This is a genomic window from Thalassobacillus cyri, from assembly GCF_900107755.1.
In the GTDB taxonomy this organism is placed as follows: domain Bacteria; phylum Bacillota; class Bacilli; order Bacillales; family Halobacillaceae; genus Thalassobacillus; species Thalassobacillus cyri.
Genome location: NZ_FNQR01000001.1, coordinates 385,035 through 408,109 on the forward strand (window position 1 = coordinate 385,035; position 23,075 = coordinate 408,109).

Annotated in this window: 28 protein-coding genes and 4 pseudogenes; 20 read left to right on the top strand and 12 right to left on the bottom strand. The window is 36.0% G+C overall.

Translation table 11 applies throughout. From position 1 onward, the window contains the following. Positions 1-29 precede the first annotated feature (29 nt). Positions 30-470, top strand: coding sequence for an NUDIX domain-containing protein (locus BLV00_RS01810; protein WP_093041677.1), 441 nt, complete (start codon positions 30-32; stop codon positions 468-470). A 787-nt stretch (positions 471-1,257) separates the two neighbouring features. Here BLV00_RS01810 and BLV00_RS01815 read toward each other — a convergent pair. The 6 genes and pseudogenes from BLV00_RS01815 to BLV00_RS01830 form a co-directional block, all read right to left on the bottom strand. Beyond that, on the bottom strand, positions 1,258-1,473 hold the full coding sequence (locus BLV00_RS01815; protein ID WP_093041680.1) for a hypothetical protein: 216 nt from the start codon (positions 1,471-1,473) through the stop codon (positions 1,258-1,260). 163 nt (positions 1,474-1,636) lie between these two features. After that, complete coding sequence (locus BLV00_RS21795) at positions 1,637-1,807, bottom strand: hypothetical protein (protein WP_176791282.1); 171 nt, start codon at positions 1,805-1,807, stop codon at positions 1,637-1,639. Positions 1,808-1,874: 67 nt separating this feature from the next. Further along, a complete protein-coding gene (locus tag BLV00_RS22720; RefSeq protein WP_093041683.1) occupies positions 1,875-2,294 on the bottom strand; it encodes a DUF2071 domain-containing protein in 420 nt (139 codons plus the stop codon). A 112-nt stretch (positions 2,295-2,406) separates the two neighbouring features. After that, on the bottom strand, positions 2,407-2,616 hold the full coding sequence (locus BLV00_RS01825) for a CBS domain-containing protein (RefSeq protein ID WP_281242966.1): 210 nt from the start codon (positions 2,614-2,616) through the stop codon (positions 2,407-2,409). Positions 2,617-2,679: 63 nt separating this feature from the next. Then, positions 2,680-2,790: pseudogene (locus BLV00_RS22455) on the bottom strand (CBS domain-containing protein); the annotation flags it as partial. A gap of 355 nt (positions 2,791-3,145) precedes the next feature. Next, positions 3,146-3,826, bottom strand: a complete 681-nt coding sequence (locus tag BLV00_RS01830) for a hypothetical protein (RefSeq protein WP_218131875.1) — start codon at positions 3,824-3,826, stop codon at positions 3,146-3,148. A gap of 167 nt (positions 3,827-3,993) precedes the next feature. Here BLV00_RS01830 and BLV00_RS01835 point away from each other — a divergent pair. The 6 genes and pseudogenes from BLV00_RS01835 (at position 3,994) to BLV00_RS01860 (ending at position 8,343) form a co-directional block, all read left to right on the top strand. Further along, positions 3,994-4,541: pseudogene (locus BLV00_RS01835) on the top strand (DUF4269 domain-containing protein). Positions 4,542-4,701: 160 nt separating this feature from the next. Then, the gene (locus BLV00_RS01840) at positions 4,702-5,472 is read left to right on the top strand and encodes an alpha/beta hydrolase (RefSeq protein WP_093041689.1); all 771 of its coding nucleotides are present in this window, start codon (positions 4,702-4,704) and stop codon (positions 5,470-5,472) included. 628 nt (positions 5,473-6,100) lie between these two features. Then, on the top strand, positions 6,101-6,559 hold the full coding sequence (locus BLV00_RS01845) for a hypothetical protein (protein ID WP_093041692.1): 459 nt from the start codon (positions 6,101-6,103) through the stop codon (positions 6,557-6,559). A gap of 109 nt (positions 6,560-6,668) precedes the next feature. Continuing rightward, entirely contained in the window at positions 6,669-6,977 is a 309-nt protein-coding gene (locus BLV00_RS01850) for a hypothetical protein (RefSeq protein ID WP_093041695.1), read from the top strand. A 367-nt stretch (positions 6,978-7,344) separates the two neighbouring features. Beyond that, positions 7,345-7,728, top strand: a complete 384-nt coding sequence (locus BLV00_RS01855) for a hypothetical protein (protein ID WP_093041698.1) — start codon at positions 7,345-7,347, stop codon at positions 7,726-7,728. A gap of 255 nt (positions 7,729-7,983) precedes the next feature. Further along, complete coding sequence (locus BLV00_RS01860; RefSeq protein ID WP_281242961.1) at positions 7,984-8,343, top strand: serine hydrolase; 360 nt, start codon at positions 7,984-7,986, stop codon at positions 8,341-8,343. A 392-nt stretch (positions 8,344-8,735) separates the two neighbouring features. On the opposite strand, the gene BLV00_RS01865 is transcribed toward BLV00_RS01860, so the two are convergent. From BLV00_RS01865 to BLV00_RS01885, 5 genes are all read right to left on the bottom strand, one after another. Beyond that, positions 8,736-9,212 (bottom strand): CarD family transcriptional regulator, encoded by a 477-nt coding sequence (locus BLV00_RS01865; RefSeq protein WP_093041701.1) that lies wholly within the window; start codon positions 9,210-9,212, stop codon positions 8,736-8,738. A 630-nt stretch (positions 9,213-9,842) separates the two neighbouring features. Beyond that, positions 9,843-10,040 carry a cold-shock protein gene (locus BLV00_RS01870; protein ID WP_093041702.1) on the bottom strand — a complete coding sequence of 66 codons (198 nt, stop codon included), beginning with the start codon at positions 10,038-10,040 and terminating at the stop codon, positions 9,843-9,845. A gap of 614 nt (positions 10,041-10,654) precedes the next feature. Beyond that, positions 10,655-11,782, bottom strand: coding sequence for an alanine dehydrogenase (ald, locus tag BLV00_RS01875; protein ID WP_093041703.1), 1,128 nt, complete (start codon positions 11,780-11,782; stop codon positions 10,655-10,657). 107 nt (positions 11,783-11,889) lie between these two features. After that, complete coding sequence (locus BLV00_RS01880) at positions 11,890-13,140, bottom strand: PucR family transcriptional regulator (RefSeq protein WP_093041706.1); 1,251 nt, start codon at positions 13,138-13,140, stop codon at positions 11,890-11,892. 589 nt (positions 13,141-13,729) lie between these two features. Further along, positions 13,730-14,131 (bottom strand): hypothetical protein, encoded by a 402-nt coding sequence (locus BLV00_RS01885; protein ID WP_093041709.1) that lies wholly within the window; start codon positions 14,129-14,131, stop codon positions 13,730-13,732. Positions 14,132-14,972: 841 nt separating this feature from the next. Between BLV00_RS01885 and BLV00_RS01890 the strand changes: the two genes are divergently transcribed. The 10 genes and pseudogenes from BLV00_RS01890 (at position 14,973) to BLV00_RS01930 (ending at position 20,819) form a co-directional block, all read left to right on the top strand. After that, a complete protein-coding gene (locus tag BLV00_RS01890; RefSeq protein ID WP_093041712.1) occupies positions 14,973-15,296 on the top strand; it encodes a nucleotidyltransferase family protein in 324 nt (107 codons plus the stop codon). Then, positions 15,272-15,670 carry an HI0074 family nucleotidyltransferase substrate-binding subunit gene (locus BLV00_RS01895; protein WP_093041714.1) on the top strand — a complete coding sequence of 133 codons (399 nt, stop codon included), beginning with the start codon at positions 15,272-15,274 and terminating at the stop codon, positions 15,668-15,670. The genes BLV00_RS01890 and BLV00_RS01895 overlap by 25 nt, the downstream gene beginning before the upstream one ends. A gap of 534 nt (positions 15,671-16,204) precedes the next feature. Continuing rightward, a pseudogene (locus BLV00_RS01900) lies at positions 16,205-16,587 on the top strand (MarR family winged helix-turn-helix transcriptional regulator); the annotation flags it as partial. 7 nt (positions 16,588-16,594) lie between these two features. Further along, positions 16,595-17,086 carry a spermidine/spermine N(1)-acetyltransferase gene (paiA, locus tag BLV00_RS01905; protein ID WP_281242962.1) on the top strand — a complete coding sequence of 164 codons (492 nt, stop codon included), beginning with the start codon at positions 16,595-16,597 and terminating at the stop codon, positions 17,084-17,086. A 21-nt stretch (positions 17,087-17,107) separates the two neighbouring features. Continuing rightward, positions 17,108-17,719 (top strand): FMN-binding negative transcriptional regulator, encoded by a 612-nt coding sequence (locus BLV00_RS01910; protein WP_093041719.1) that lies wholly within the window; start codon positions 17,108-17,110, stop codon positions 17,717-17,719. A gap of 90 nt (positions 17,720-17,809) precedes the next feature. Then, positions 17,810-18,068: pseudogene (locus BLV00_RS22255) on the top strand (GNAT family N-acetyltransferase); the annotation flags it as partial. After that, positions 18,041-18,673 carry a YczE/YyaS/YitT family protein gene (locus BLV00_RS01915; RefSeq protein WP_093041722.1) on the top strand — a complete coding sequence of 211 codons (633 nt, stop codon included), beginning with the start codon at positions 18,041-18,043 and terminating at the stop codon, positions 18,671-18,673. The pseudogene BLV00_RS22255 and the gene BLV00_RS01915, both read left to right, overlap by 28 nt. Positions 18,674-18,990: 317 nt before the next feature. Beyond that, entirely contained in the window at positions 18,991-19,299 is a 309-nt protein-coding gene (locus BLV00_RS01920; RefSeq protein ID WP_093041724.1) for a hypothetical protein, read from the top strand. Between the two features lie 322 nt (positions 19,300-19,621). Further along, positions 19,622-20,296, top strand: coding sequence for a hypothetical protein (locus BLV00_RS01925; protein ID WP_093041727.1), 675 nt, complete (start codon positions 19,622-19,624; stop codon positions 20,294-20,296). 205 nt (positions 20,297-20,501) lie between these two features. Continuing rightward, positions 20,502-20,819 carry a hypothetical protein gene (locus BLV00_RS01930; RefSeq protein ID WP_093041730.1) on the top strand — a complete coding sequence of 106 codons (318 nt, stop codon included), beginning with the start codon at positions 20,502-20,504 and terminating at the stop codon, positions 20,817-20,819. 186 nt (positions 20,820-21,005) lie between these two features. Here the strand turns inward: BLV00_RS01930 and BLV00_RS01935 are convergent, their stop codons facing one another. Next, on the bottom strand, positions 21,006-21,428 hold the full coding sequence (locus BLV00_RS01935; RefSeq protein ID WP_093041733.1) for a VOC family protein: 423 nt from the start codon (positions 21,426-21,428) through the stop codon (positions 21,006-21,008). A 289-nt stretch (positions 21,429-21,717) separates the two neighbouring features. On the opposite strand from BLV00_RS01935, the gene BLV00_RS22260 reads away from it, so the two are divergent. The 3 genes from BLV00_RS22260 (at position 21,718) to BLV00_RS01950 (ending at position 23,073) form a co-directional block, all read left to right on the top strand. Next, on the top strand, positions 21,718-21,909 hold the full coding sequence (locus tag BLV00_RS22260; RefSeq protein WP_093041735.1) for a DUF6366 family protein: 192 nt from the start codon (positions 21,718-21,720) through the stop codon (positions 21,907-21,909). Between the two features lie 180 nt (positions 21,910-22,089). After that, the gene (locus BLV00_RS01945; protein ID WP_093041738.1) at positions 22,090-22,449 is read left to right on the top strand and encodes a VOC family protein; all 360 of its coding nucleotides are present in this window, start codon (positions 22,090-22,092) and stop codon (positions 22,447-22,449) included. Positions 22,450-22,584: 135 nt separating this feature from the next. Next, positions 22,585-23,073, top strand: a complete 489-nt coding sequence (locus BLV00_RS01950; protein ID WP_245728729.1) for a GNAT family N-acetyltransferase — start codon at positions 22,585-22,587, stop codon at positions 23,071-23,073. Positions 23,074-23,075: the final 2 nt, after the last annotated feature.

Below are 23,075 nucleotides of genomic sequence, written 5' to 3' on the forward strand. Positions count from 1 at the left end.
CTTTTTTATTTTCTAAGGAGGTTTATTGTATGGAGAAAATTGATGAAATAAAAGCTGGTATTGCTGTAATAATTTTGAATGAGAAGAATCAAGTTTTATTACAGAAAAGAGCAGATGTAGAGTTATGGGGGATTCCTTCGGGACATGTAGAAATAGGGGAAACAGTTTCTGAAGCAGCTATTAGGGAAGTAAAAGAGGAAACAAACTTAGATATAAGAATTAAAAAGCTAATTGGTGTTTATTCTGACCCTAATTCACAAGTGTTTGTTTATCCAAATGGTAAAGTAGTACATTTTATAACAACTTGTATTTTAGCTGAAATTACAGGAGGAGAACTTAGATGTAATTCAGATGAATCACTTGAGATTAAATTTTTTGGACAAGAAACCCTACCTCATGATTTATTGAAAATGCACCCTCGATGGTTAAAAGATGCTCTTGCAAAAAAAGAAATGGCATTCATTCGTTAAAGTGGGTTATTCTTATTAAAGTAACGGGGGCGTTAATTAAATTTCTTCTTCAATATCTCGAAATCAAGTCTTTTGTTAAAGGGGGGCTACTGTTTAATATGGACGATCGATTTTTCACTAATGGGCAGTATGTTGAAGACTTGAATTCGAGGTAATATAGCTTTTAAAACTATGCAGCATGGGGACGTTACTCAATGAATGGCATATCTGAATTTAACCGTCAATTTGATGTTTTCAATTATTGGCAATATCACTATAAAATTATTATTAGGGTGCTCGAATAAAATGTCTAGAAACGATGTTTTACATTTTATTACTATATATATATTAACTCTTTGACACTGTCACCCCAAATATGTCGATATAATTATTGTGTGTGCGATTTGGTCAGGAGTCTCTGTTGGAGCAACTACAATGATGGGTATTCTATTCTTGAAAGAAAAGCAAATTTCAGAAAAACTATATCCATTGTATTAATTATTATTGGAGTCATGACTTTAGAGCTTTAAAGCTGAAAATTTACCTTAATATGAAGTTAACAAGGAAGAGTTTGTTTATAGGGTGAAATTTAAGTTTAGAAAAAGATAGAGAAAAGTAACCGATTCGGATTGTTTCCCAAAGGGAGTATCGCAGAAATAGCAATACTGTATGTAAGAGGATAAGATTATGGGGAGGGGGCAGACCATCCTCTTACTTCACGCCCTATGTTGCTATATCGATAAAAGAGGGTTGCTAACGGCCTCTTATCGATTTATGCATTCTTCCCTATTAAATTATTGATTTTCTTTCAAGCTGAGTTTTCGATGTGACATTTTATGATTTGAACCTCTTCGTTGGCAACATCATACATTTTCACAATTTCTTTTTTAACTTCTTCTTTTAACTGTTCTATATCATTTCCTATCCGATCCTCTACGTTTAATTCATCAATTCGTTTGAACAACTCGGGCCGATCGAGTTCGCTTTCTTTACAGTAACTGAGCCATTGCACTTGTACTAACATAGTTACCTCCTTTTAAGCTTATACTAACACAGTTTCTAATCTTTCCACTAAGGATTTTGGAGATATTTATCAACGTAAGAGAATCGTAACAGAAATACCTTTAACGTTAAAATTTATAAAGGGGGGTCCATCACCTTTAATTTACTAGTAGAATGAACACTTGTTAGTTAATAATTTTTAAAGGCCAAAATAATACACGTTTTTCTTTAGAAAAATGATATACCGGCTTACGCTTTTCCAATTCATCAATAGATAAAGGAGATAAATTATACATTTGGGCTTCAGCTTCTACGTCTTTCAGTTTCAATGGGTTATCAGGAATTCCTACTTCCATCAGTATCCCCATAAAGGGCGTCCAAGCATAATACCTTTCTAAAAGCTACTCATCCAAACTGTTTCGCTCAGGATAATAGCCTTCTAATAAGGGACGATAAGCAGCTTACAACAAGGCATTTGACATTCCCGTCGCCTGCTGAAAAAAGTGAATTCCTTTTTTCAAACTTCGTCCTCATAGTCGAATAATAGTAAGACAAAGTGTGGATTCTTGCTCCTGCTACAGCTAATATTTTATTCGCGTCCAAGCTAAATAAATTCCCGGTGCACCCTTCCTTCTCACAGACGTTCGAACATTTAATTCTAAGTGAGAATATAAATAGGGGGCATATTTTTCGGCCCCTATCCTTTACTTCTGCAGGGGATAATGGGAAGTCAGGCTTTTTCTCATAAGTGTCTAATTCTAGCCCCTTAGGTATATATCGTCGAATTGCTTCTATAGAAACTGGCAAGTGCATAAATAAGAGGTTCTCCCACTTTTGGGTCATTAACTACGTCCCATTGGGTACTGAAGTGGTCCGGTGGCCCGTTTGTTTTAATAAATGACCAAACATATAAATGGTACGGCATAAATTCACCTGCCGTACCATCAGCTGTTAGTTAATTATTTCCTTTGCCTTTGGATACTTCGCTTACAATATCTGCTGCTACGTCATCTGCACCTTCGACTCCTAAGTCACCTAAGCTAACGACACCACTTAAAGAATCGTTGTCTACTACAACTAGCCGTTTAATTTGATGCTCCTGCATCAAGCGTGCTGCTTCGTCCACTTTCATATCTAGATAGCCAGTAATTATTTTCTCCGTCATGATGTCAGAAGCTTGAATATTGTCGGGTGTCCCTTTGGCTAGCCCTTTAACAACGATGTCACGATCAGTTACCACTCCCACATATTTGTCATTTTCTAAGATGGGCACAAATCCTACATCTTCATCTCTCATCTGTTTTGCTAATATAGTCAAATCATCTGATGAGTTGTAAGTCGCAAGGTGCCTTACTGATAAATTATCTCGAGATCAAGTCTTCCGTTTAAGGGGGCTTTAATTGAATCAGGGGTTAGGAAAGAGCTTTGTTCTAATCGTTGTAAATATACATTTTCCGAACGCTACCTCAAAGAAGGTGCTGACCTTAACAATAGCACCTTCTTTATTTTTAGGTATAAATTTTCAAGCGCAAAGTAAGTATCCTTTGTGAATGGTGTTTTAGCTTACTAAAGATAAAGTAACGCACTGAGGAAATTCGGCACCGTTAAGAGATTGCACTTTGTAGATCTTAACCCAAAAACTTTTAAAAAACATTCTTAACGATGTTAAAGGTAAGGTATTTTTAAAGGGGCTTTCAAATATCCCTATTATCATTGATAATATCATTAATTTTTTCTTTGGTTTGTTCCATCATTTCATCTGCAATCATCACAATGTCTGTATCATATTTTTCATGTTTCGATACTTCAAACTGAAGCTTTTCAGCGTACGGTGCTGGTCTGTTCATCATAAAAGCTGAGGTCACTTCACAATATTTTTCACGGGCTTCTTCAACGCCTGCCTTACCGGTTACAATATCATTCATTAGGTTTAGTGCAAGGATATTAGCAGCTTCCATATCACATCGGGAAGAAACCTCTCCTCTTGTCCGTTCAACGATAACACTACCGTCAAATTCGGCAAGTTTACCAAACATCTCAACTGGGACAGAGTAGTTAATGTAGTTCTCGATAACATCGGTATGAGGTTGAGGGAAATCGTGTGGAATCTCATCACGATAAACAATGGTTCGTTTCCAAGGGCCATTGTTATACCAAATTAGTCTGCTTTCAGTAGCTTCGTTTGGAGGACCGTATTGTTCTATTGTAAGATTTGCTGCTTTTTTTGACATTGCATTCCAATCATTAATAATATCATTGACTTTATCTATGTTTTCAAAAGACTTTGTTGTTTTCTCAGCACCACCAACAGTTTGTACTTTAAAATCACTTGTCATTGCTGTGGAGGCTGTTTTCAATTTTTCTCCTTGTTCCATAATTTCACTCTTTTCCTTGGTAGATTTTTTATTATTTTTTGGAGAAGTCAAAAATCTATACAAGAATTAGCGTTAAGTTGGAATTGTTATGATTTAATATTTTAGGACGTTTTTGCACATGACCTAATTATCTTGAAATCAAGTCTTCCGTTTAAGGGGGTGACCAGTTGTTTAACCTGTTTGATTATATGAAAAAAGGTAATACAAAGCAAAAGGATGCTTATAAGGCTATTAATGAACTAGGTATTTTCAATTCCTTGAAAATATACAATCCCGTTCTTTGTGGAACTATTCCTATTGGTATTGATCTAGATAATTCTGACTTAGACATTATTATGAATGTGAGAGACCTGGATTTGTTTGAACAAAAGCTGAAAAATCTATATAGGAGCACCTCTAGCTTTAATCTAAAAAGGACGATTATAAGAGGACGTGAAGTAAGGCCAAATTCTTGTTTCGTAACTTTGAGCTAGAACTGTTTGGTCAAGATCAACCTATACATTGTCAAAACGCTTATCTACATATGATTATTGAATATGAATTATTAAAAAATAACTCTACGCTTAAAGATAAAGTTATTGGGCTAAAAAAGCAGGGTTATAAGACTGAACCAGCGTTTTGTGAACTGTTGGATATTTCAGGAGACCCTTATGAAGGACTGATTCAATATGGAATAAAGGAAGGAATTATAATCTGGATTGCTGATATTTTATAGGTGAGTACTCGTTTAATCTTTAATTATCTTGATTTCAAGTCTTCATGAATTGGGGGCAATAGCTGCATAGTGGCTAATGCTTATTGTGCTAACGGATCAGATTAGTTCAACAAGTATGCGACCTATAAAATGGATATTATTGTGAAAGGGTGGAATAGTGGTGTTAGAAATATTTCCTTTGTATATAAATTCATTCGAACAAGAAAGACTGAGTAGAATATATCTCCCTAAAAATTACGGCAGAGAAAACCAGAGTTATCCAGTATTGTATATGCACGATGGGCAAAATATCTTCCAGGATAATGACACAATTGGTGGCACGTCTTTAAGATTTGAAAATTATTTAGATGAAAACGAATTGGAAGTTATCGTTGTCGGAATAGACCAAAATAGCGAAGATAGAATAAATGAATATTGTCCTTGGAAAAATGGGGAATATAGCAAGAAAATATTAGGCCAGGAAAGTTTAGCTGGAGGAAAAGGGACGCAGTATGTAGACTTTATTGTAAATGAACTAAAGCCATTCATAGACAAAAATTATCGCACATCAAAAGACCGTACTGCAATGTCAGGAATTTCTTTAGGAGGACTTATTTCCACTTACGCTATGTGTCGTTATCCTCAAGTATTCAGAAATATAATAGTTATATCTTCAGCTTTTTACCGAAACCAGGAGGAAATTGAAAAGTTACTACGTGATTCTGATTCGTCACAGATTGAAAGTATCTACTTAGACTGCGGGATTAAGGAAGCTGGAGATGAAGAAGCAATAAGTAAGGAATTTTTAGCTTCAAATAATGTCATTTATGAAATCCTAAATGGAAAAATAAAAAATGCAAAGTTTGAAGTCATTAAAGGTGCGGAACATAACTATTTAGTATTTAGAGAAAGAGTCCCTGGAATATTTAAATTTTTACGTCAAAAAAAATAGAAGTGGTCTTAAAAACAATTATAATACATTGCCTTTTTCAAGTAACGGGGGCGTTAGTTAAAGATCTTGAAAGATATCTCGAAATCAAGTCTTCTGTTAAAGGGGGCTTTTCATAATGAAGAAAAACTTTGTAGGGAACAAGCACGAACTAATAATTACACCGTTTAATCCTAAGTATGCTGAATAAACGATGTTAATGTGGAGGGTAAGTAAGGCAAAAAGGATGTTCACACGAAATTAATTACAAAAATTTATTTCGAAGTTATATTTACTGGGCAGCACATTTTGGAAAAGAATATATTTAAGAAATGATCGTGCCTTAGAATGAGTAAAAAAAATATACTCCTTGTTATTCCTGCAAAAAGTTACCTGCGAACCATTTCCTATATTGCTAATCACTTTATAATGCATAAGACCTCAGTGTTCCCATTTTATATTTTGTTAGACTTCTCTTACCGAAGTGCGAAGTGGTGTTCTTTAATCAAACAATAATGGGTATATTTGTTATATACCACTTTTATTTCGTTCTTAAACCTCAAATAATAACTGGTACCGGTCTACCTCTTACCACAGTGACTATCGCTTATTGTGCTAACGGAGCAGTTTACTCTAACAAGGAGGGGGTTAAATGAGGATATTTAATTTGTTGAAATCTAATCTCCTATCACTTTTTTTTCATTTCATTGTTATAGGCATTGCTGGGATTTTAAACCTAGAGGTCTGGAGCAGAGTTGAGAATAAAAATTTATCGCTAGCTGTCTTAATATTTTCGCTGGTTCTTTATTTTATTTTAGGTTTGTTTTTGGAATATAGAGGATCTGTTAAAAAAAACATCCTAACTGTTGTTTTAATCCCAGTATTTAGTTTGCTACTATATCTAGGCACTTTACTACCTGCCTCTAGTTTTGAAGGTTCAATGCTAAATTCTTTTAACTTCTTATATTTTGTAACTATTCAACCATTCTTAAATGTAACAGGTATTCCTGCTAATTTTGATTATCCATTGCTTTTCGCAATTGTTCCTGCTTTGATGTTATGGTTTGGGTTGCAAGTAAAAACTATCTTTAAGGAAAGGGGGGTTAATTAATAATTATTCCTATGGCAGCGAAAACTGCCTTTACTTGGGAACTCACCTTTTCTCTTCAAAATATGTATGCTACCCTTAGAGTAATAAATTTACATTTGGGAGCGGTTAGATGAAATTCTTTAGAATATTTACTGTGATTTTTATTGGTTATTTATCCTACATGGCCTATGAAAAAGGAATTGAGTTAAGAGGGATGGGGAGAAATGCTGATGGGGACGGAATAGGAATTAGTTTCTTAGGAATTCAAACGGCTGAAAGAGTTCCAGAAGCTAATATTCCACAACACGCTCAAGGATTCTTTGTTTTCAGTATAATTTTGGGAATTTCTGGTTTGCTTCTTTTATTTCTACCCTTGATTAAAAAAATAGTACCATCGCCTTTCAAAAATTGGATCCGTAAACAGTTAGAAACTGAATGATTTTTAGAGAGTCAACATATCATGTTGGCTTTTTTTATTAGTAGTCCAAGAGTTTATTCGTCTTCATTAGAGAAGGTTAGTCTCATAAACTAAGGGCTTTTGAAATAAATATCTTGAAGTCAAGTCTTCCTGTATAGGGGGCGATTGTTCAATAAGAAAAGTCGTCTTTTTTACTTGGAATTATGCAGGATAGTTGAAAACTCAGTTTTGAGATAATAAATTTTTTAATTAAATTAAGACATAGAAGTAATCAAATACGTCTTATGAGCATTCCGTTTTTCTCGTTGTAGATGAAACTTTTCTGCTTTGAGTTCGTACCCTAGAAGGGGAGCATTTATTGAGTAATTATAGATTGAGGAGGTAGAAATTGAAATTAAGATTTTTAATGTTAGTTATTGCTTTGCTCTTAACTTTGTTTGCTTGCCAAGGGCAAGAAACAATTAATTTTCAAGGGAAAAGTGATAATTGGGAGGTTGTCTATCAAGTAGACATTCAATCCGAAGATAGTGAGTCAAAAAGCTTGGAAATTAGGTATATCGGGGAAGGAAAATCTCCCAAGGAAATGGATTATACATTAGACAGCGTTTCTGGAGGTGGGGATGGAAATGACATCCCTTTAAATGATGGAGTATATAAGTCATCACCAAATAGTTGTTCAGGGTGTGCCGTAACAGGGGAAGATGATAAAATCAAGGTAACTATTGATTGGCAGGGTAAATCAGAAAAAATAACCTTGAGTAACCAAAGATAAGTCAAAACCCAGAGTCAGCATCTAATGCTGGCTTTATTATGTCTATTGGTGTGATCTAGACGTGAATTGTTAAGCATCCGGAAGCTTATACGTAACACATCTCGATTTCGAGTTTTCAACTAAAGGGGCAAAAGTGGAAGATGAACTTTTAATAATTGAGTTAGTTTTGTAAAGGGGAAATAAGCATTCTTAGGGGTGATGACAAGTTGTTCAACCTGTTTGAGGATATGAAAAAAGGTAATAAAAAGCAAAAGGATGCTTATAAAGCTATTAGGTAATATAAATGGAAAACAAATTGTCCCTAAAGAGATGATACATATGGCAACATCTATTCAAAGTCCAGCAAATTTAGATAGAGATTTACCTCAAAATGGTTTCTTATGGTTTGTAAAAGATCTACCTTCTAAGAAAACTGAAATAGGTGATAATGTGCCTGGCGGTTCTTTTCAAATCCTCGGTTATACTGGTGTAACCTTATTAGTAATTCCAGAAGAAAATTTGGTTGCAGTTCGTATGTTTAATAGCTTTGGCTCTCCTGAAGGCTTCGATTACTTATCTGATGTTAGGTCTTTTGGAAATACCGTTGTTGACTGTCTTGAAAAAGTAATTAAATAAAAAATATGCAAACTATATTGTTCAATTAACGGCTGCTAAAGTAAAAAACAGAAGATATCTTGATTCCGAGTCTTCCTGTATAGGGGGCAATAGATGCATAGTGAGTAATGATGATTACAACCACAAGAATGTACCATCTCTGCCGTTTTTTAGCAGTATTTTTTTATTGTTATTACGGGATTTTAACCACTTTTGCGAGTGTTTTAACTAAAACCGCAAATCTTTTCACAACACTGAAATATTTATTGTAGGATTGTGATTTGGATTGCGAATCGATGTGTGAATTAACATCAAAAAAACTACAGCGATTTTACAATCGTTGTAGCTTAATAATCAAAAAACTATTTTCTCGTATAACGCATTATCATGATTTACCTTATCTATAATTAACTTTAACTGAAAATTTTTATTTGATTTTCTGTGATCCCTTTAATTAATCTCAGTTCACTAATCAAAAATTCATGTGCGTTATCAAACATTTTTTTTTCGCTTGTGTTAAGCGCTTTCTCTTTCTTCATACGCTTTAAATCACGTACGACTTCAGCACCTTCTTGTATTTTACCTGTTTTTATTTTGTCCGTGTTCACTTTAAACCTTTGTTTCCAAGGCAGTAATCTATCTGATTCTCCATGCTGAAAAATGTGTATAATGTGTTTTAATGCAATTATGTCAGTAACTGGGCGTATACTTGAACTCAATATTCTACCCGTAGGAATCATGACTTGCATATTACTGATTAACATTTTTATCACATAATACTGTTGTTTTTCTCCCGAGATTTCCTTTTCTTCTATGGCTTTAATTATACCTACTCCGTGCATTGGATAAACAATGTTATCGCCAATTTGAAACAAAAAATCCACCTCCATATATGGTAACCTAGTTAAGCATAACACATATGTTGTTTTTCATCAAATTTTTAATAATATCATAATTTAATCTTAGAAGTCAACTAATTTTTCTTTAAAAATTAGAAAAAGCAAAAAAAATTGGAATCGTGCCGGATCACCAATAAAAGGGAGGTTGATTTAAACGACTAAATCGGTCCCGTCACTTTTTCACAAAGTCACCTGAAAACAAAAAAATTTATTGCACAGTATCAGTTTACTTCGTAATACAAGTGTAATGTACTCACTTAACTATACAAAAGTAATTAGTGGTAAAACGTCAGTCATTTAATGGTGAGATTTTTGTCACTTGGTGGTAAAAAGTATGGGAATGGTGGTAAATTCATTGTCAGTAATCGGATAGTTCAAACTTAGAATAAAAATCTGTTTCTCATCAAAGGATTCAATAGTACGCTTACGTCTTGGGAGTTTTTTGCATTTATGATGATTCGGTGCTGAAGTTGTTCTTTAGGATTCTCATTGGGTTTATTAGGTTTACTAAAAAATAATCTTCGCTGTTCGAAATTAAATTCTAAATCTTACCTAATCAAAGCCCAATGATACAAAAAAGAGACTTCCGAATTCGGAAGTCTCTTTTTTAACTAGTAACTATTATTTCTGAACGTTAGCAGCTTGGAGTCCACGGTTACCTTCAACAATTTCAAAGGAAACTGTCTCGTTTTCTTCTAACGTTTTGAAACCTTCGCCTTGAATAGCAGAGAAATGAACAAATACATCGTCTTGCCCTTCTACTTCAATAAATCCAAAACCTTTACTTTCGTTAAACCATTTAACATTACCTTGTAACATAAAATGTTACCTCCTGCGTGGAACTGATCCACAATGTATTACTATTATTGCTCTGCATATTAATTCCAGACGAAAGTGACTTACTAGTTACTTTTGCTTTCATTTTTAAACGAACAAGAATAATTAATTTTAATTATACCAATAAAGGCTATGCCCGTCAATGGCTCTGCTATAGTTTTGGCTATGAGTACTACTTTCATGTTAAAGCAATAGATAAGTGATGAACTGAACGAAGCTGCAATAATTCAGTGATATGTCTTGAATTCAAGTCTTCAAGTATTGGGGCAATAGCTGAATAGTGGCTACTAATGCTTATTATGCTAACGGAGCAGGAATGTTCAACAAGATACTTATTTAAAATAGATTTAATAAGGGATTATTCGAGTGATATATGTAATTAGACATGGACAAACCAACTTGAATAGGAATGATATCTTTGAATTGACTCTTCAAGATAGGGGGCTATAGAAAGTGCCTGTCCTCCGGTGCGTTAATGAATTACTAAGGTGGGGGTCAGGCACTTTTTAAATGTATCAACCAAACTCACACGTATTTCGCCCACCAAACCAAATAACGGAAAAAACCCCCTCCACATAAATGGAGAGGATTCAGCATTACGCGTGGGCAAGCTGCCTGAATGCTTCCTGGACCGGTATATATTCATATCCAAGATCACGAGCAACGGCTTCGTATGTCAATTTTCCGTTTACCGTATTGACACCTTGCTCAATCGCTGGGTTTTTTATTGCTTCTGTTACACCTTTGGTTGCGATTTGAATGGCATATGGTATTGTCACGTTTGTCAAAGCAATGGTTGCCGTACGTGGCACGGCACCTGGAATGTTTGCCACTGCATAATGAAGCACGCCGTGTTTTTCGTATATCGGGTGGTCATGTGTTGTGATATGATCAACTGTCTCAAAGTTACCGCCCTGGTCGATTGCGACATCCACGATGACAGATCCTTCTTTCATCGATTTAACCATGTCTTCGGTGACAAGCTTCGGTGCTTTTGCTCCTGGGATTAACACGGCTCCGATCACGAGGTCTGCTTCTTTGACAGCTTCTGCGATATTAAGTGGGTTAGACATAAGCGTTTGAATGGCAGATCCGAATTGGTCATCGAGCTCACGGAGACGATCTGGATTCAAGTCAAGAATCGTTACGTGGGCACCAAGTCCGATTGCGATCTTAGCTGCGTTCGTCCCGACAATTCCGCCACCGATGATGACAACTTTTCCACGGGATACACCAGGTACACCGCTTAAAAGAATTCCTTTTCCACCGTAGGATTTTTCTAGGTACTGAGCCCCTACTTGTGTAGCCATGCGGCCAGCGACTTCACTCATCGGTGTAAGCAGTGGAAGCTTATTGTTCGCTGTTACCGTTTCGTAGGCAATTGCTGTCACTTCGTTCTCTAGAAGTGCTTCTGTTAGTTCTGGTTCCGCTGCCAGGTGAAGGTAGGTGAACAGGATTAGTCCTTTTCGGAAGTAGCCATACTCAGCTGGAAGCGGCTCCTTCACTTTCATGACCATCTCCGCTTGAGCCCATACATCGGAAGCGCTTTCAATGATGGTGGCACCGGCTTTTTTATATTCCTCGTTGGTAAAATTACTGCCCTCTCCTGCGTTCGATTCAATAAGGATCGTGTGGCCAGCTTTAGTCAGGTTCACAACGCCTGATGGAGTGATCGCCACTCGGTTTTCGTTGTTTTTAATCTCTTTTGGGATTCCGATAATCATGGAAAAGGTCCACCTTTCGTTTGTTGTTTGTAACGAAAGTATAGCCTGCTTACTTTTATTTTTGTTTAGTGAAATATGAAAAAATAAGCGGGGGGTTTTGTGTAAAATCACAAACCCCCCCGCTCGTTTTCTTCTATTAGTAAATCTAAGTAGAGCATGGTTTTCTGGTTGGAGTCCTTAAAATCAACGTTTCCGATTTCTTTCATCCGTTTTAACCGGTAATTTAACGTATTAGTATGAATGTGCATATACGCAGCTGCTTTGTGCACATTGCTGTTTTCTTGCAAAAACACCCTTAGTGTTTCGAGAAGCATGGACTTATTTTTGGCATCATAGGTGCGGATTTTTTCAATTGTTTCGTTCCGATAATTTTCTCGTTTTTGAAGGGCGGACAGCTCGTTGATGAATTGGTAAACGCCAAGGTCCTGGTAACTGTCGACATCTGCAAGAGCCTTAGGGTACTCTTCTTTCAGCTCAAGTACTTTTAAAGCCTGTTTGTAGCTTGCGCTAATAGCTTCGGGGCTGTCGTAGATGAGGCCAAAAGCAGCCCGCATATCTTCAAAGCCGAGGCGCTCTTTCATTTTTTGAGTGAAATCGCGTATGAAGGCATGGCTTACTTCTGCCGCATCGACCTTATTTTCTGTGCGTACTAATAAAATCAGCTGATTATCATCAAAAAGGCGTGTCACGACACGCGTTTGATGAAGGGTTTCCGTTAGATAGTAGGCGTGACGCTCAACGGATTGGCTCATCTTTTCGGTAAAATCTAATACCACCACACACAACTGGCCTTGAAGTGAGAGATGAAATCGCTTTGCGTGACGATTAATTTCCGTTTTGTGCCGTAACGTACCCATTAAAAGCTGCCAGAAAAACTCTTTTTGATGCTCTTCGGTTTTTCTTTTTTTCGCTTGCTGGCGAAGCAAATGGTGGCTGACAAGCTGAGAAGCGTCTTTCATTTGCTCTAAGTGGTGATCGGCTATTTGAATATCGTTCGTTTGGGCCCAAATGAAGCCGAGGATTTCTTTATTTTTGCGAACGGAAATGGCTACACGGTTCCCAAGCCCAATCTCATTAATTTTATCGATAACAATCGGTTCACTGCTTCCAAATAAATGAGACATAATGCCCTGCTTCCATAATCCATTTACAACGTGTTCAGGAACTTTCCTGCGCATAATCGTGGCGGTACGCGCATCATCTACATTGGTTTCGTGCTTACTGTAAGATACGATGCGATGGTTGGCGTCCTCAATTGTTACCGGACAACCTAAGTTCTCGGCGATGCGATCCGCCATTCCTTCCGGGGAGTCGAATAAGTCTTTGAAAGAGTTATTAGGATTAAGGGAATGACTCATAGCTGTCGCTCCTTCAGGTTCTAGTTAAGTTTATTTTATCATTGTTTTTAGCTAAGCGGCATCCCCTTTTTGCTTGATAAGAATCCATAATTACCTTCAGTAAAATAGAAAGTGCCTGCCCCCGGTGATTTAATGCATTACTAAGGTGGTGGTCAGGCACTTTTCTAGGGGGCTTATCCAATAAAAGGGGATCAAATGTGAGTGAGAAAAAGCTAAGAATATATGTGGGTGATGTATTTGCAATACCACTACCTACGACAAATTAGCATTTGGAATAGTATTAAAAGAAAATGGTTTAGGTGTATATAGTCGTATTGGAAATTCATTTGAAGAATTTATTGTAGAGGGGGATTATCAATTTATTGTAGGGGTCTATGAGGATGTTCTTAAATCAGGAAAGCGGAAGAAGGTCATGAACAAACCTTTATCCTAAGAAAAAGAGAGCTTGAATTCAAGCTCTCTTTTCTATTCCGTTTCTAAAAGACACGGATGAGCAGTAATTATAAACTGGGTGGTAAAAACACTGACTGGCTCAGTACCTTACTTCCGACGCTTACCTGTCATCAGATAAGCGTTTTTTAATAAAATCCTAAAAAATCATCACTTTTTTTCTTACTCTTTTTTCATAATTGTGTCTTGCCATCTTTGATAAAGATACACAATTAGCGCCAAAAAGATCATTAAAAAGAATATCCCCCAAATTGCCCATGTTTTCCAATCTATATATGCCTAAATATATTAAAATATTCAGACCGATAAAAGCATAAATAGCATCGACGATTGCATTAGCAATAATATAAAACTTAAATCCTTTATCAAAGGTATAGCGTAAAATCCATATAGTTCCAATGAGAAAAGCACCATACACCAAAGGAATACTTGTAATGTGTCCCCATTGCGCAATTGCTTTTTGAACAGTCCACCAATTATAAACATAACTCATTTCAAAAATTATGGTTACTAAAAGAGAAGCTAATATAGAAGCCGGCATAAAACGTTTTAGATCATGTTTCTTAATTAAAAATAATGATAACTAATAAGTATCATCCATAAGAGAACATACACCATTATTATTATCTCCCTATAGTAAATAGTATTGGTCTTATTTTGAACCTTCCAACCACAAATATACCAGTCGTTACTTTAACCAAATATTCACCCATCCAAAATCCAACACAAAAAAACACCTTATCCAACAAGGAAGCCTATTTGGAAATAAAGGAAAACATACCACATAATTCAGCCTCCAACATTATATGATTTTGTGTTCTGGAGCTATGCTTTATGATTTTTATAAAAAGAATCCGTAACTGCTTTTACGAGTTACACTCTGGTTAGTGGAAGTATATTAAGAGACATTCACCCATTTCACTAGTGGCTGAAGTATTTACGTTTAGTGTCATCTTTCTATCTCCATTGCTTTATCTATGACATGTCGTGGATTACTGAAGGTCCCTATACTTTTGCTTACATCCTGTTTTACTTTTTTGTATTTGTTACTAAATAGCCTGGCTTCATCGTAGAATTCGTTCCCACTTGCTGTTCAACATTAATACCAGGTGTTGTCTGGTTCTTTTCCATTTCCAGTCACCTCCGTATCGGTTGGTTTAGCAATAATTTCAATAATAATCAGGTGGTCATCCCTAATTAGAAAAGAAGGGATTTACTACCATTTTGTTTAAATACGAATATTAGGAAGATGTAAAAATGCTTACAAGTGATGAATCCTAGCTTAGATAAGGGATAAAAGAAGGTGAGGATGGAAGTCTTCAACAATCAATACTTGAACAGTTGCTTTATGCTATAATGGGACAAAAAGAGGAAGGGATAATATGGGATGTCCTGCTGATTTACGGGAGAGAATTCTGGAACAATTAAAATCAATTTTTAATGAGCAACTCACCAAGGAAAATGCGCGTGTTTACTTATTTGGTTCTTGGGCCCGCCAGGAAGAAAAACATAGTTCGGATATTGACATTGCTATCGAATCCCACTCCCCGATTTCTCCTTCTAAATGGAATAAACTGATTGAGCAAATCGAGGAGTCTACTATTCCTTATAAGGTGGACGTCGTAGATTTACATCATGCTAAAGAAGCGTTAGTCCAACAAGTGAAAGAGGAGGGGATTCTATGGAAAGATTACGCCAACGATTAGAAGCAGCAGAGAAAGCGTTGGTTGCCTTTGAAAAGCTAGCCACCCTTAAAAAGCCGAATGATGTGGAACGAGATGCGGCAATTCAACGGTTTGAATTCTCTTTCGAGGCTAGTTGGAAAGCGGCTAAGCAATATTTATTTGAAATAGAAGGAGTGGATGTCGGCTCTCCGAAGGGCGTCATTCGCAGTTGTAGGGAGGTCAACTTGTTAAAGGATGAAGAGGCCATTCTGGCTTTAGAGATGGTAAACGATCGTAATTTGACTGTCCATACTTATAATGAAGAAGTGGCCATTAAAATCTACTCGAACTTGCACCGGTATTATGACCTTCTACAGAAATGGGTTAAACGGATGAAGTGTAAAGCGGTGGAATAACCACTTATAAGCCAAAGCCTCACATGTAAGTAATTACGTATGGGGCATTTTTACATAGATCTGATTTATCCCCATGGAAATAACCTAAATCAATTTTTCATTTGTAGTTCTCAGTATGAGTTTTTTGATATTTTAGATAAATTCTATTCAGGTAAGACAGATTTATCACAGTACTGAGTTCTCCCCTAAAGGGCGCTTTTCAAAGTAAGATGCGTCCGATTTTAATAGAAAGTGTCTGACCCCCGGTGTGTTAATGATTACTAAGGTGGGTCGGCACTTTATTCGATGGGCGATACCGTATAGGATTTTTTTATATTGGTTGATTTAGAAAGATAAAAAATAACGGCAGTACAGTTTAATGTATCCTTCATGAAAGAAATACCAAGGATTAGTAGCAAGAATCCTCATACATAAAAGAAAAACTTCACACGGATCTCCCTCTTTATTTTTTGTTGCAAATAACCAAATTAAGTCAGGCTAAGTATATGATGTTAATTGTTCCAATTGCAACAAAAACCTGGTGAAGAGTTTAATATGAAGGAAATACTACGTGAAATTGGAATGATAGCGAGGGCGTTAGATTCCATAAGCAATTAAAATTTAAAGAATTTGACCTCACGCGAGGGCAGTATTTGTACCTTGTAAGAATCTGTGAAAACCCGGGAATTATTCAGGGAAAGGTAGCGGAAATGATTAAAGTAGACCGAACTACAGCAGCCCGGTCTATAAAGAAACTTAAAATGAATGGCTTTATAGAGAAAAAAGAAGATGAATATAACAAAAAGATAAAAAAACTCTACCCAACAGAGAAAGGGAAAAAGGTTTTTCCTTTTATTAAAAGAGAAAATGATCATTCCAATTCTGTTGCCTTAGAGGGTTTGTCCGAAGTAGAAATAGAAACCATTTTCGATCTTCTTCTGTACTTTGGAAGATTCACGAAAACTTCAAGAAATTGGCTATGAAACATTTAAGGAGACATTCGAGGATCAGAATTCGCCAGAGAATATGAAGGCCTATTTGGAAGAGGCATTTAATATAAAGCAAGTAGAAAATGAGTTATCCAATCCTTTATCGACTTTCTTTTTTGTGTCTTTTAATGAGGAGATCGCTGGATATGTAAAGGTTAATACTGGGGATGCTCAGTCTGAAGAAATGGATGATGACTCTCTTGAGATCGAGCGGATTTATATTATAAATAAATTTCAAAAGCATGGACTTGGTAAATATCTATTCAATAAAGTTATGGATATTGCTATGGACCAAAATAAAAGTAAGATCTGGCTGGGTGTATGGGAAAAAAATAAAAATGCTATTTCTTTCTACAAAAGATTAGGGTTTGTTCAAACCGGAACGCACTCTTTTTTTATGGGGAATGAAGAACAAATTGACTTAATAATGGTTAGAAGACTTCAATAATGAGTAAAGAGGTGAATGTGGATGTATATCCCAATGCAGTATAAAGTCACAGATTTCGATGAAATCAGAAATTTTATTCAGAGGAACTCTTTTGGAACGATTGTGACGACACAACATGGAAAACCAAAAGCGACTCACTTACCTTTGGAGTTACATAAACAAGGGGATGACTACTATCTCACTGGACACTTGGCTTATGCGAATCAACAGTGGAAAACTTTCGGGGATGATCCTGTTCTTGTTATGTATCAAGGCCCGCATGCTTACATTTCATCCTCGTGGTACAAGGCTGAAGATGTACCCACATGGAATTATCAAGCTGTCCATGTATATGGAACGGCTAGTCTTATGAGTGAACAAGAATTGCAGGAAGACCTGAAATCTCTATTGCAAAAGTATGAACAACACCGTGAACATGCAGCGTTATGGGAGAACTTCTCTCCAAAAACCAAGAACCAAATCAAAGGCATCGTTGGATTTAAAGTGAAAGTTCTAGAAGTTGAGGCAGCATATAAATTAAGTCAAAATCGAAATAAAGAGGACTATGACAACATTATTGATAAACTATTTAAGGAGGAAGATTTGAACGCTCAACAATTAGCTGAAGTGATGAAAGCTAGAAAAACCAACTGATCACATCTATATTTCCCTTAATTTAGATGTTTATATGAATTCTAGTCTTAAAGATATGGGGCGATTGCTATATATGATCATCCATTTTAAAAATATGGTCTAGGTAAATATCTGATAAATAGAGCCATAAAAATTCTGATGGGGCATAACAAAATAGAAGTCTGGCTAGCCGTAGAAAAAACTGAAAATGCGATTGCTTTTTTATAAGAAAGTGGGATTTGTCCAAACTGGAACCCACTCTTTTTATATGGATGATGAAGCACTAACAGACTATATCATGCTTAAAAACACGCAAGCGTTTCTTAGGAAAGGGGGGGTCATATGCGAAAAATCGGTCATTCGTTTCTGATCTATTTTATTGGGATTTCCGTATTAACATTAGGAATTACTCTCACCATTCAATCCCAATTAGGCACTTCACCATTTGATGCATTACTCGTTGGTTTATATCGTACATTTGGATTAACCATTGGTAGTTGGGAAATTGTTGTTGGTTCGGCTATGGTTTTGCTTAATGCAGCAGCTTTAAAAGCAAAACCAGAAATTTTAGCAATATTAACTTCAATTATTACAGGGATTGGGATTGATACATGGCTTTTTTTATTAGGAGAATGGTTAATACCTAATCATTTATTTGAACAGGTTTTATTAGTCTTACTAGGCATTCTTTTAGGCGGAATAGGTATTGCGATTTATTTAGAATCAGACTTTGCACCAAATCCTATGGACCGATCCATGGTTATTTTAACGGATAAAACAAGTTGGTCTTTTAGCAGGTCACGGGCGATCATTAGTATGGTATTAGTAATTATTGCTTTCTTATTCAATGGTGCTATTGGTATTGGAACGCTGCTAAATGCATTAATTACAGGGGTAATCATCCAGTGGGTTCGCCCATATGTGTTGGTCATTCTTCATAAACGCCCTATACAAGTAGCAAATAACAGTCATTGATCAAATCATACAAATTTATACATTTCCTCCAGGCATAAAAAAACGGAATTGTCCTTCTTTATCATAAAGGGGTTAAAAGGTTATATATTGATTACAAGGAAATATGGTAATGTGTTCCTTATTGAACTAAAGGCGGCGTTAGTTTAAGTTCGAATCCAGGGTATTATCTCGACATAAGTCTTCCGTTTAAGGAGGCTTAATTAAATACTCATTAGGGGTGTGTTTGGGGTTGACTTTATCCCTGCGATCATCTTTCTCCTTCAAAATATGTATGCTATGCTAAAAGTAACAATATTTTGACATTTAGAGGTGTTTCAATGAATTTCTTTAGAATATTGGCTGTTGTTTTTATTGCTTATTTATCCTATATGGCATATGAAAAAGGAATTGAGTTAAAAGCAATGGGAACAAATGCTGATGGGGATGGCATAGGTATTAGCTTCTTAGGTATCCAAACCGCAGAAAGAGTCCCTGAAGGAAACATTCCCCAACACGCACATGGATTCTTTGTTTTTAGTGTGATTTTGGGGACTTCAGGTTTGCTTCTCTTGTTTCTGCCATTGATTAAAAAACTAGTGCCATCATCTTTAAAATATTGGATGCGGAAACAGTTAGAAACTGATTAATACCGAGAGGAGTCAACATTTCATGTTGGCTTTTATTTTTTCGATTATCCAGGCTCTTTGCGGCTTGGGAATCACTTTAGAGAAAGTAAGAGCTCTTTTAAGTAATTATCTTGGTCTAAGTATGCCAATTAAAGGGAGCAATAATCATTTCAGATCGCTGTCTTTTCAATACTAAAAATTTGAATTTATGGGATCTAGCCGCATTATCATCCGGGCAATAATTTAATAAACGACAATGATTGAGAAGAGAGTCAAGTGTTTTATAGCTAGCTTGGGAGGTTCCTTTCAAATTAAGCTTAAGGGGGTTTTTAATGTTTAAAACATGGGGATCTTCGCGCTTATAATCATACTTTTTGCTGGATGTGCCACCAATGAAACTGTTTCTGTTGAGGGTAAAATATTTGAAGTGAATCATGAGGAAGATACAATTATCGTCTTTGTTGAAGATTCGGAAAAACAAGAAATGGTTCAAGATAAAGAACAGAAGTCAATCGAAGCTTTTATAGTAAAACCAGATGAAAGTATGGAAGTAAAAGGTGAAGTACATTCGTTTAATGATTTAAAGCAGGGTCAAAAAGTGGCCGTAGAAATTAGGGAGAAATATGAAGAAAAACTCGTTACAAAGAATGTTCTGTTTAAGAACCACAGTAAATTACCTTCCTATAAATCCCAGTCGGTAACAGTCACACCTTATTCCAAACAGGATATTGTTCAGGAACTAACAATAGAAGAAGGGTATGGGCTTTATACTTATAATCCGGAACCTAATGAAGAGGGACGGTACAATACCTACCCTAATTCTGTTGCAGCAGACTTTCCTTTTCAAAGAGTACATGTCACCCTTTCTGTCAGCGATGTTAAAAACACAGAGGAATTGTTAGGGTTATATGAAGGTTCTCCTACCTATATAATTACTGATGAAAAAGGAATTGTATTCAAAACTAACAAGATAACAGAGCTTAATCAATTTATTGAAAACTTAGAGAAACCAAAGTGAACTTCTTAAATGGGCTAAATGAAACTTGCCCATTAATGCCCCTACATATTGAGTAATATAATATCTTGCTTCCAGTCTACCTCGTAAGGGGGCATTTCAACAGGAACTGAAAATCCTTACCTAAGGGATTAGATATAAAACTATAAATGAAGCAGTTAAATGTGAACAAGTACAAAATTAATGTAGGGATTAAGGGGGAAATGACATGCAATGGGAGACTTTGCCTAATTGGATTTGGGCAGTATATTACTTATTTTTCATTATAACCCTAGTTACTGCCATATTTAGTATTGTAAAAAGGGATAAGAAAAGCTGGTCCGTTGCAGCCTTTGTATTTACTATTACAGTTCCGATAGTTAGTCTGATAAGTAGTATTGGAAGGACAGAAGGAATGAATGAATTTGAATATTTAGTTAGCCAATTACAACAAGGTGCTGTTTGGTCTATTTTCGTATGGATAGGCTATTTCTTTTTATTAGGATGGTGGAGTTTATTCCTGTTTAAAATTAGACTAATAAAATAGCCCGCACTAAAGTAACGAGGATATAGTCATAGAAATATTTCGAAATCAAGTCTTTCACAATATGGGGCAATTATTTAACTGGATTCATCGTCCTTTACTTATTCAAAAATTTGAAATTGAAGGTTATATTACTTAAGTTTAGTTATAAAGGGAATACAGGATTATACGCTTTCACTCTATATGAATTTAGTTTTTATTTTCAGTAATAATTGTGAAGGCTACACCGAACTTGTCCTTTACATAACCTTGAGCAGGGGTAAAGGAAGTTTCCTCCAATGGACCGATTACTTTTCCTTCCTGTTTTAAGGCTTCAAAAATTTGTTTTGTTTTCTCCACTTCGTTCGTTGTTACATAAATAGCTGCCTGATTTCCTATTTGTCGGGGGAACCCTGGCGAATCGAAAAGTATCATTTCCGTTTCACCAACTTGTAGCCTTGCATGGGCCACAAAGTCCAAGATTTTTTCAGGAAAAGACATTCCAGGAAATGCCGGAATCTCTCCATACTTTTGAATCGATAGAACTTTAGCATCCAATATGTTTTTGTAGTAATGAATCGCTTCCTTTGCATTTCCGTCAAACATTAAATGAGGCAATGCTCGTATGGACATGTAGAGTCAACTCCTTTATTTACTATTTATTTCCATGGTAGCATATGAACAAAGTGTTGTTTTCTTTTCGATTGCTATATTGAACGCCACTCAAAATAAAAACTATGTACTTATTAAAAACTTAAAATAATACCAGATAGTTTGTTAAGTATCCTTATATCGAGTCTTCAAGTATCGGGTAGCAATTGTTTAAAGTTGACGATCGCTTTTTCACTAATGAATTAGAAAAGTTGAGATGTGAAACATTATACAAGGGTCTCTCGTAGCAATACTAAAAGGGGGGCTTGGCTTGAGTAAAGACAGGAAAACACCTGAACTAAGGAGAGAGGGTCTACGACAAAAAGAATTAAACAATCCTTCTAGCAGTATCCACGGGAGCAATACTTCTGATTTAGCAGGTAGCATAAATTGGAAGGGCACAGGAATACTAATTCTTCTAATAATAGTTGGGTTTATAATCTATGCTGTATTTTTTCGGTAACTGGGGCGTTTTATCTACTTTAGGTCATCTCGAAATCAAATCTACCGTTAGGGGCGATTACTCAATAGAGCACGCGTCCTTTATTATATAAGCACAAGGAATATCAGGGCATTTAATTATTTAACTGAATGGGCAGGTTTGTTGAAGAATCTAACGTTATATTTAGGGAGGAATTCAAGTATGAAAACAAGACTCTTGCATGTACGGGCAAATGTAGAAGACTTAAAAAGGTCAGTTCAATGGTATGAAGAAGTGCTAGGCTTTACTGTTAAAGCAACATGGCCACCAGAAAATCCTAATTATGTCCATTTTGAACATGAAGGGGGAGCGATGTTTGCTTTAATGGAGCATGAAAATTATCCAACCCCAGGTCGTTTTAATTTTTATGTCGATAATGTAGATAGTCTATGGGATAAATTAAAGAACAAAGCCGAAGTGTTAGAGGAATTGTTTTCTACCCCATATGGAAGTAGAAAGTTTACGATTCTTGATATAGATGGCAATGAGTTGGGATTTGTACAAGATAATATTACGGACTAAAGTCTACTAACTGCGGAGCTTTCCGGATAAGGAAAGCCTCTTTTTTGTGGGCAAAAGAGTATTGTTTTAGTAAGAAAGTTTTGGAATAATTGGAATTAACTATCTGCTTGGACAGTGTTCGAAAGGAGGTACAGGGTGAGAAATAATGGGGATGTTCCATCTGGAACGCTGCAAGTTTTACCGGTCATTAAAAAGTTTGAGGAAGAAGCCAAACTCCTTATATTAGATGGATTATTAGAACGTTTCGGTTTTATTGACCATTCCCTTAATCCTGATCTAGATGAGATTATGATCCATTTTAATAAAGAGGGAAATATATTTTTAATTGCCTTAGTAAACAAAGAGCTAGTGGCGACTGGAGCTCTTACTAAAGAAAGTGAGCGGGTGGGAAGGATTGAGCGAATGTCGGTAAAAAGACAATATAGGCGACAGGGCGTGGGGAAAAGAATGTTACAGGCTATCGAGTCGTATGCAAGGTCACTTGATTATACGAAACTTGTTTTAGAAACGAATAATAATTGGGAAAGTGCTCTACATTTTTATTCTTTCAACGGTTATCGTTCCTATTTAAATGATGGTCAACGCACGCATTTCGAAAAATCCATTTCAGAAAGAGGGGTATGATG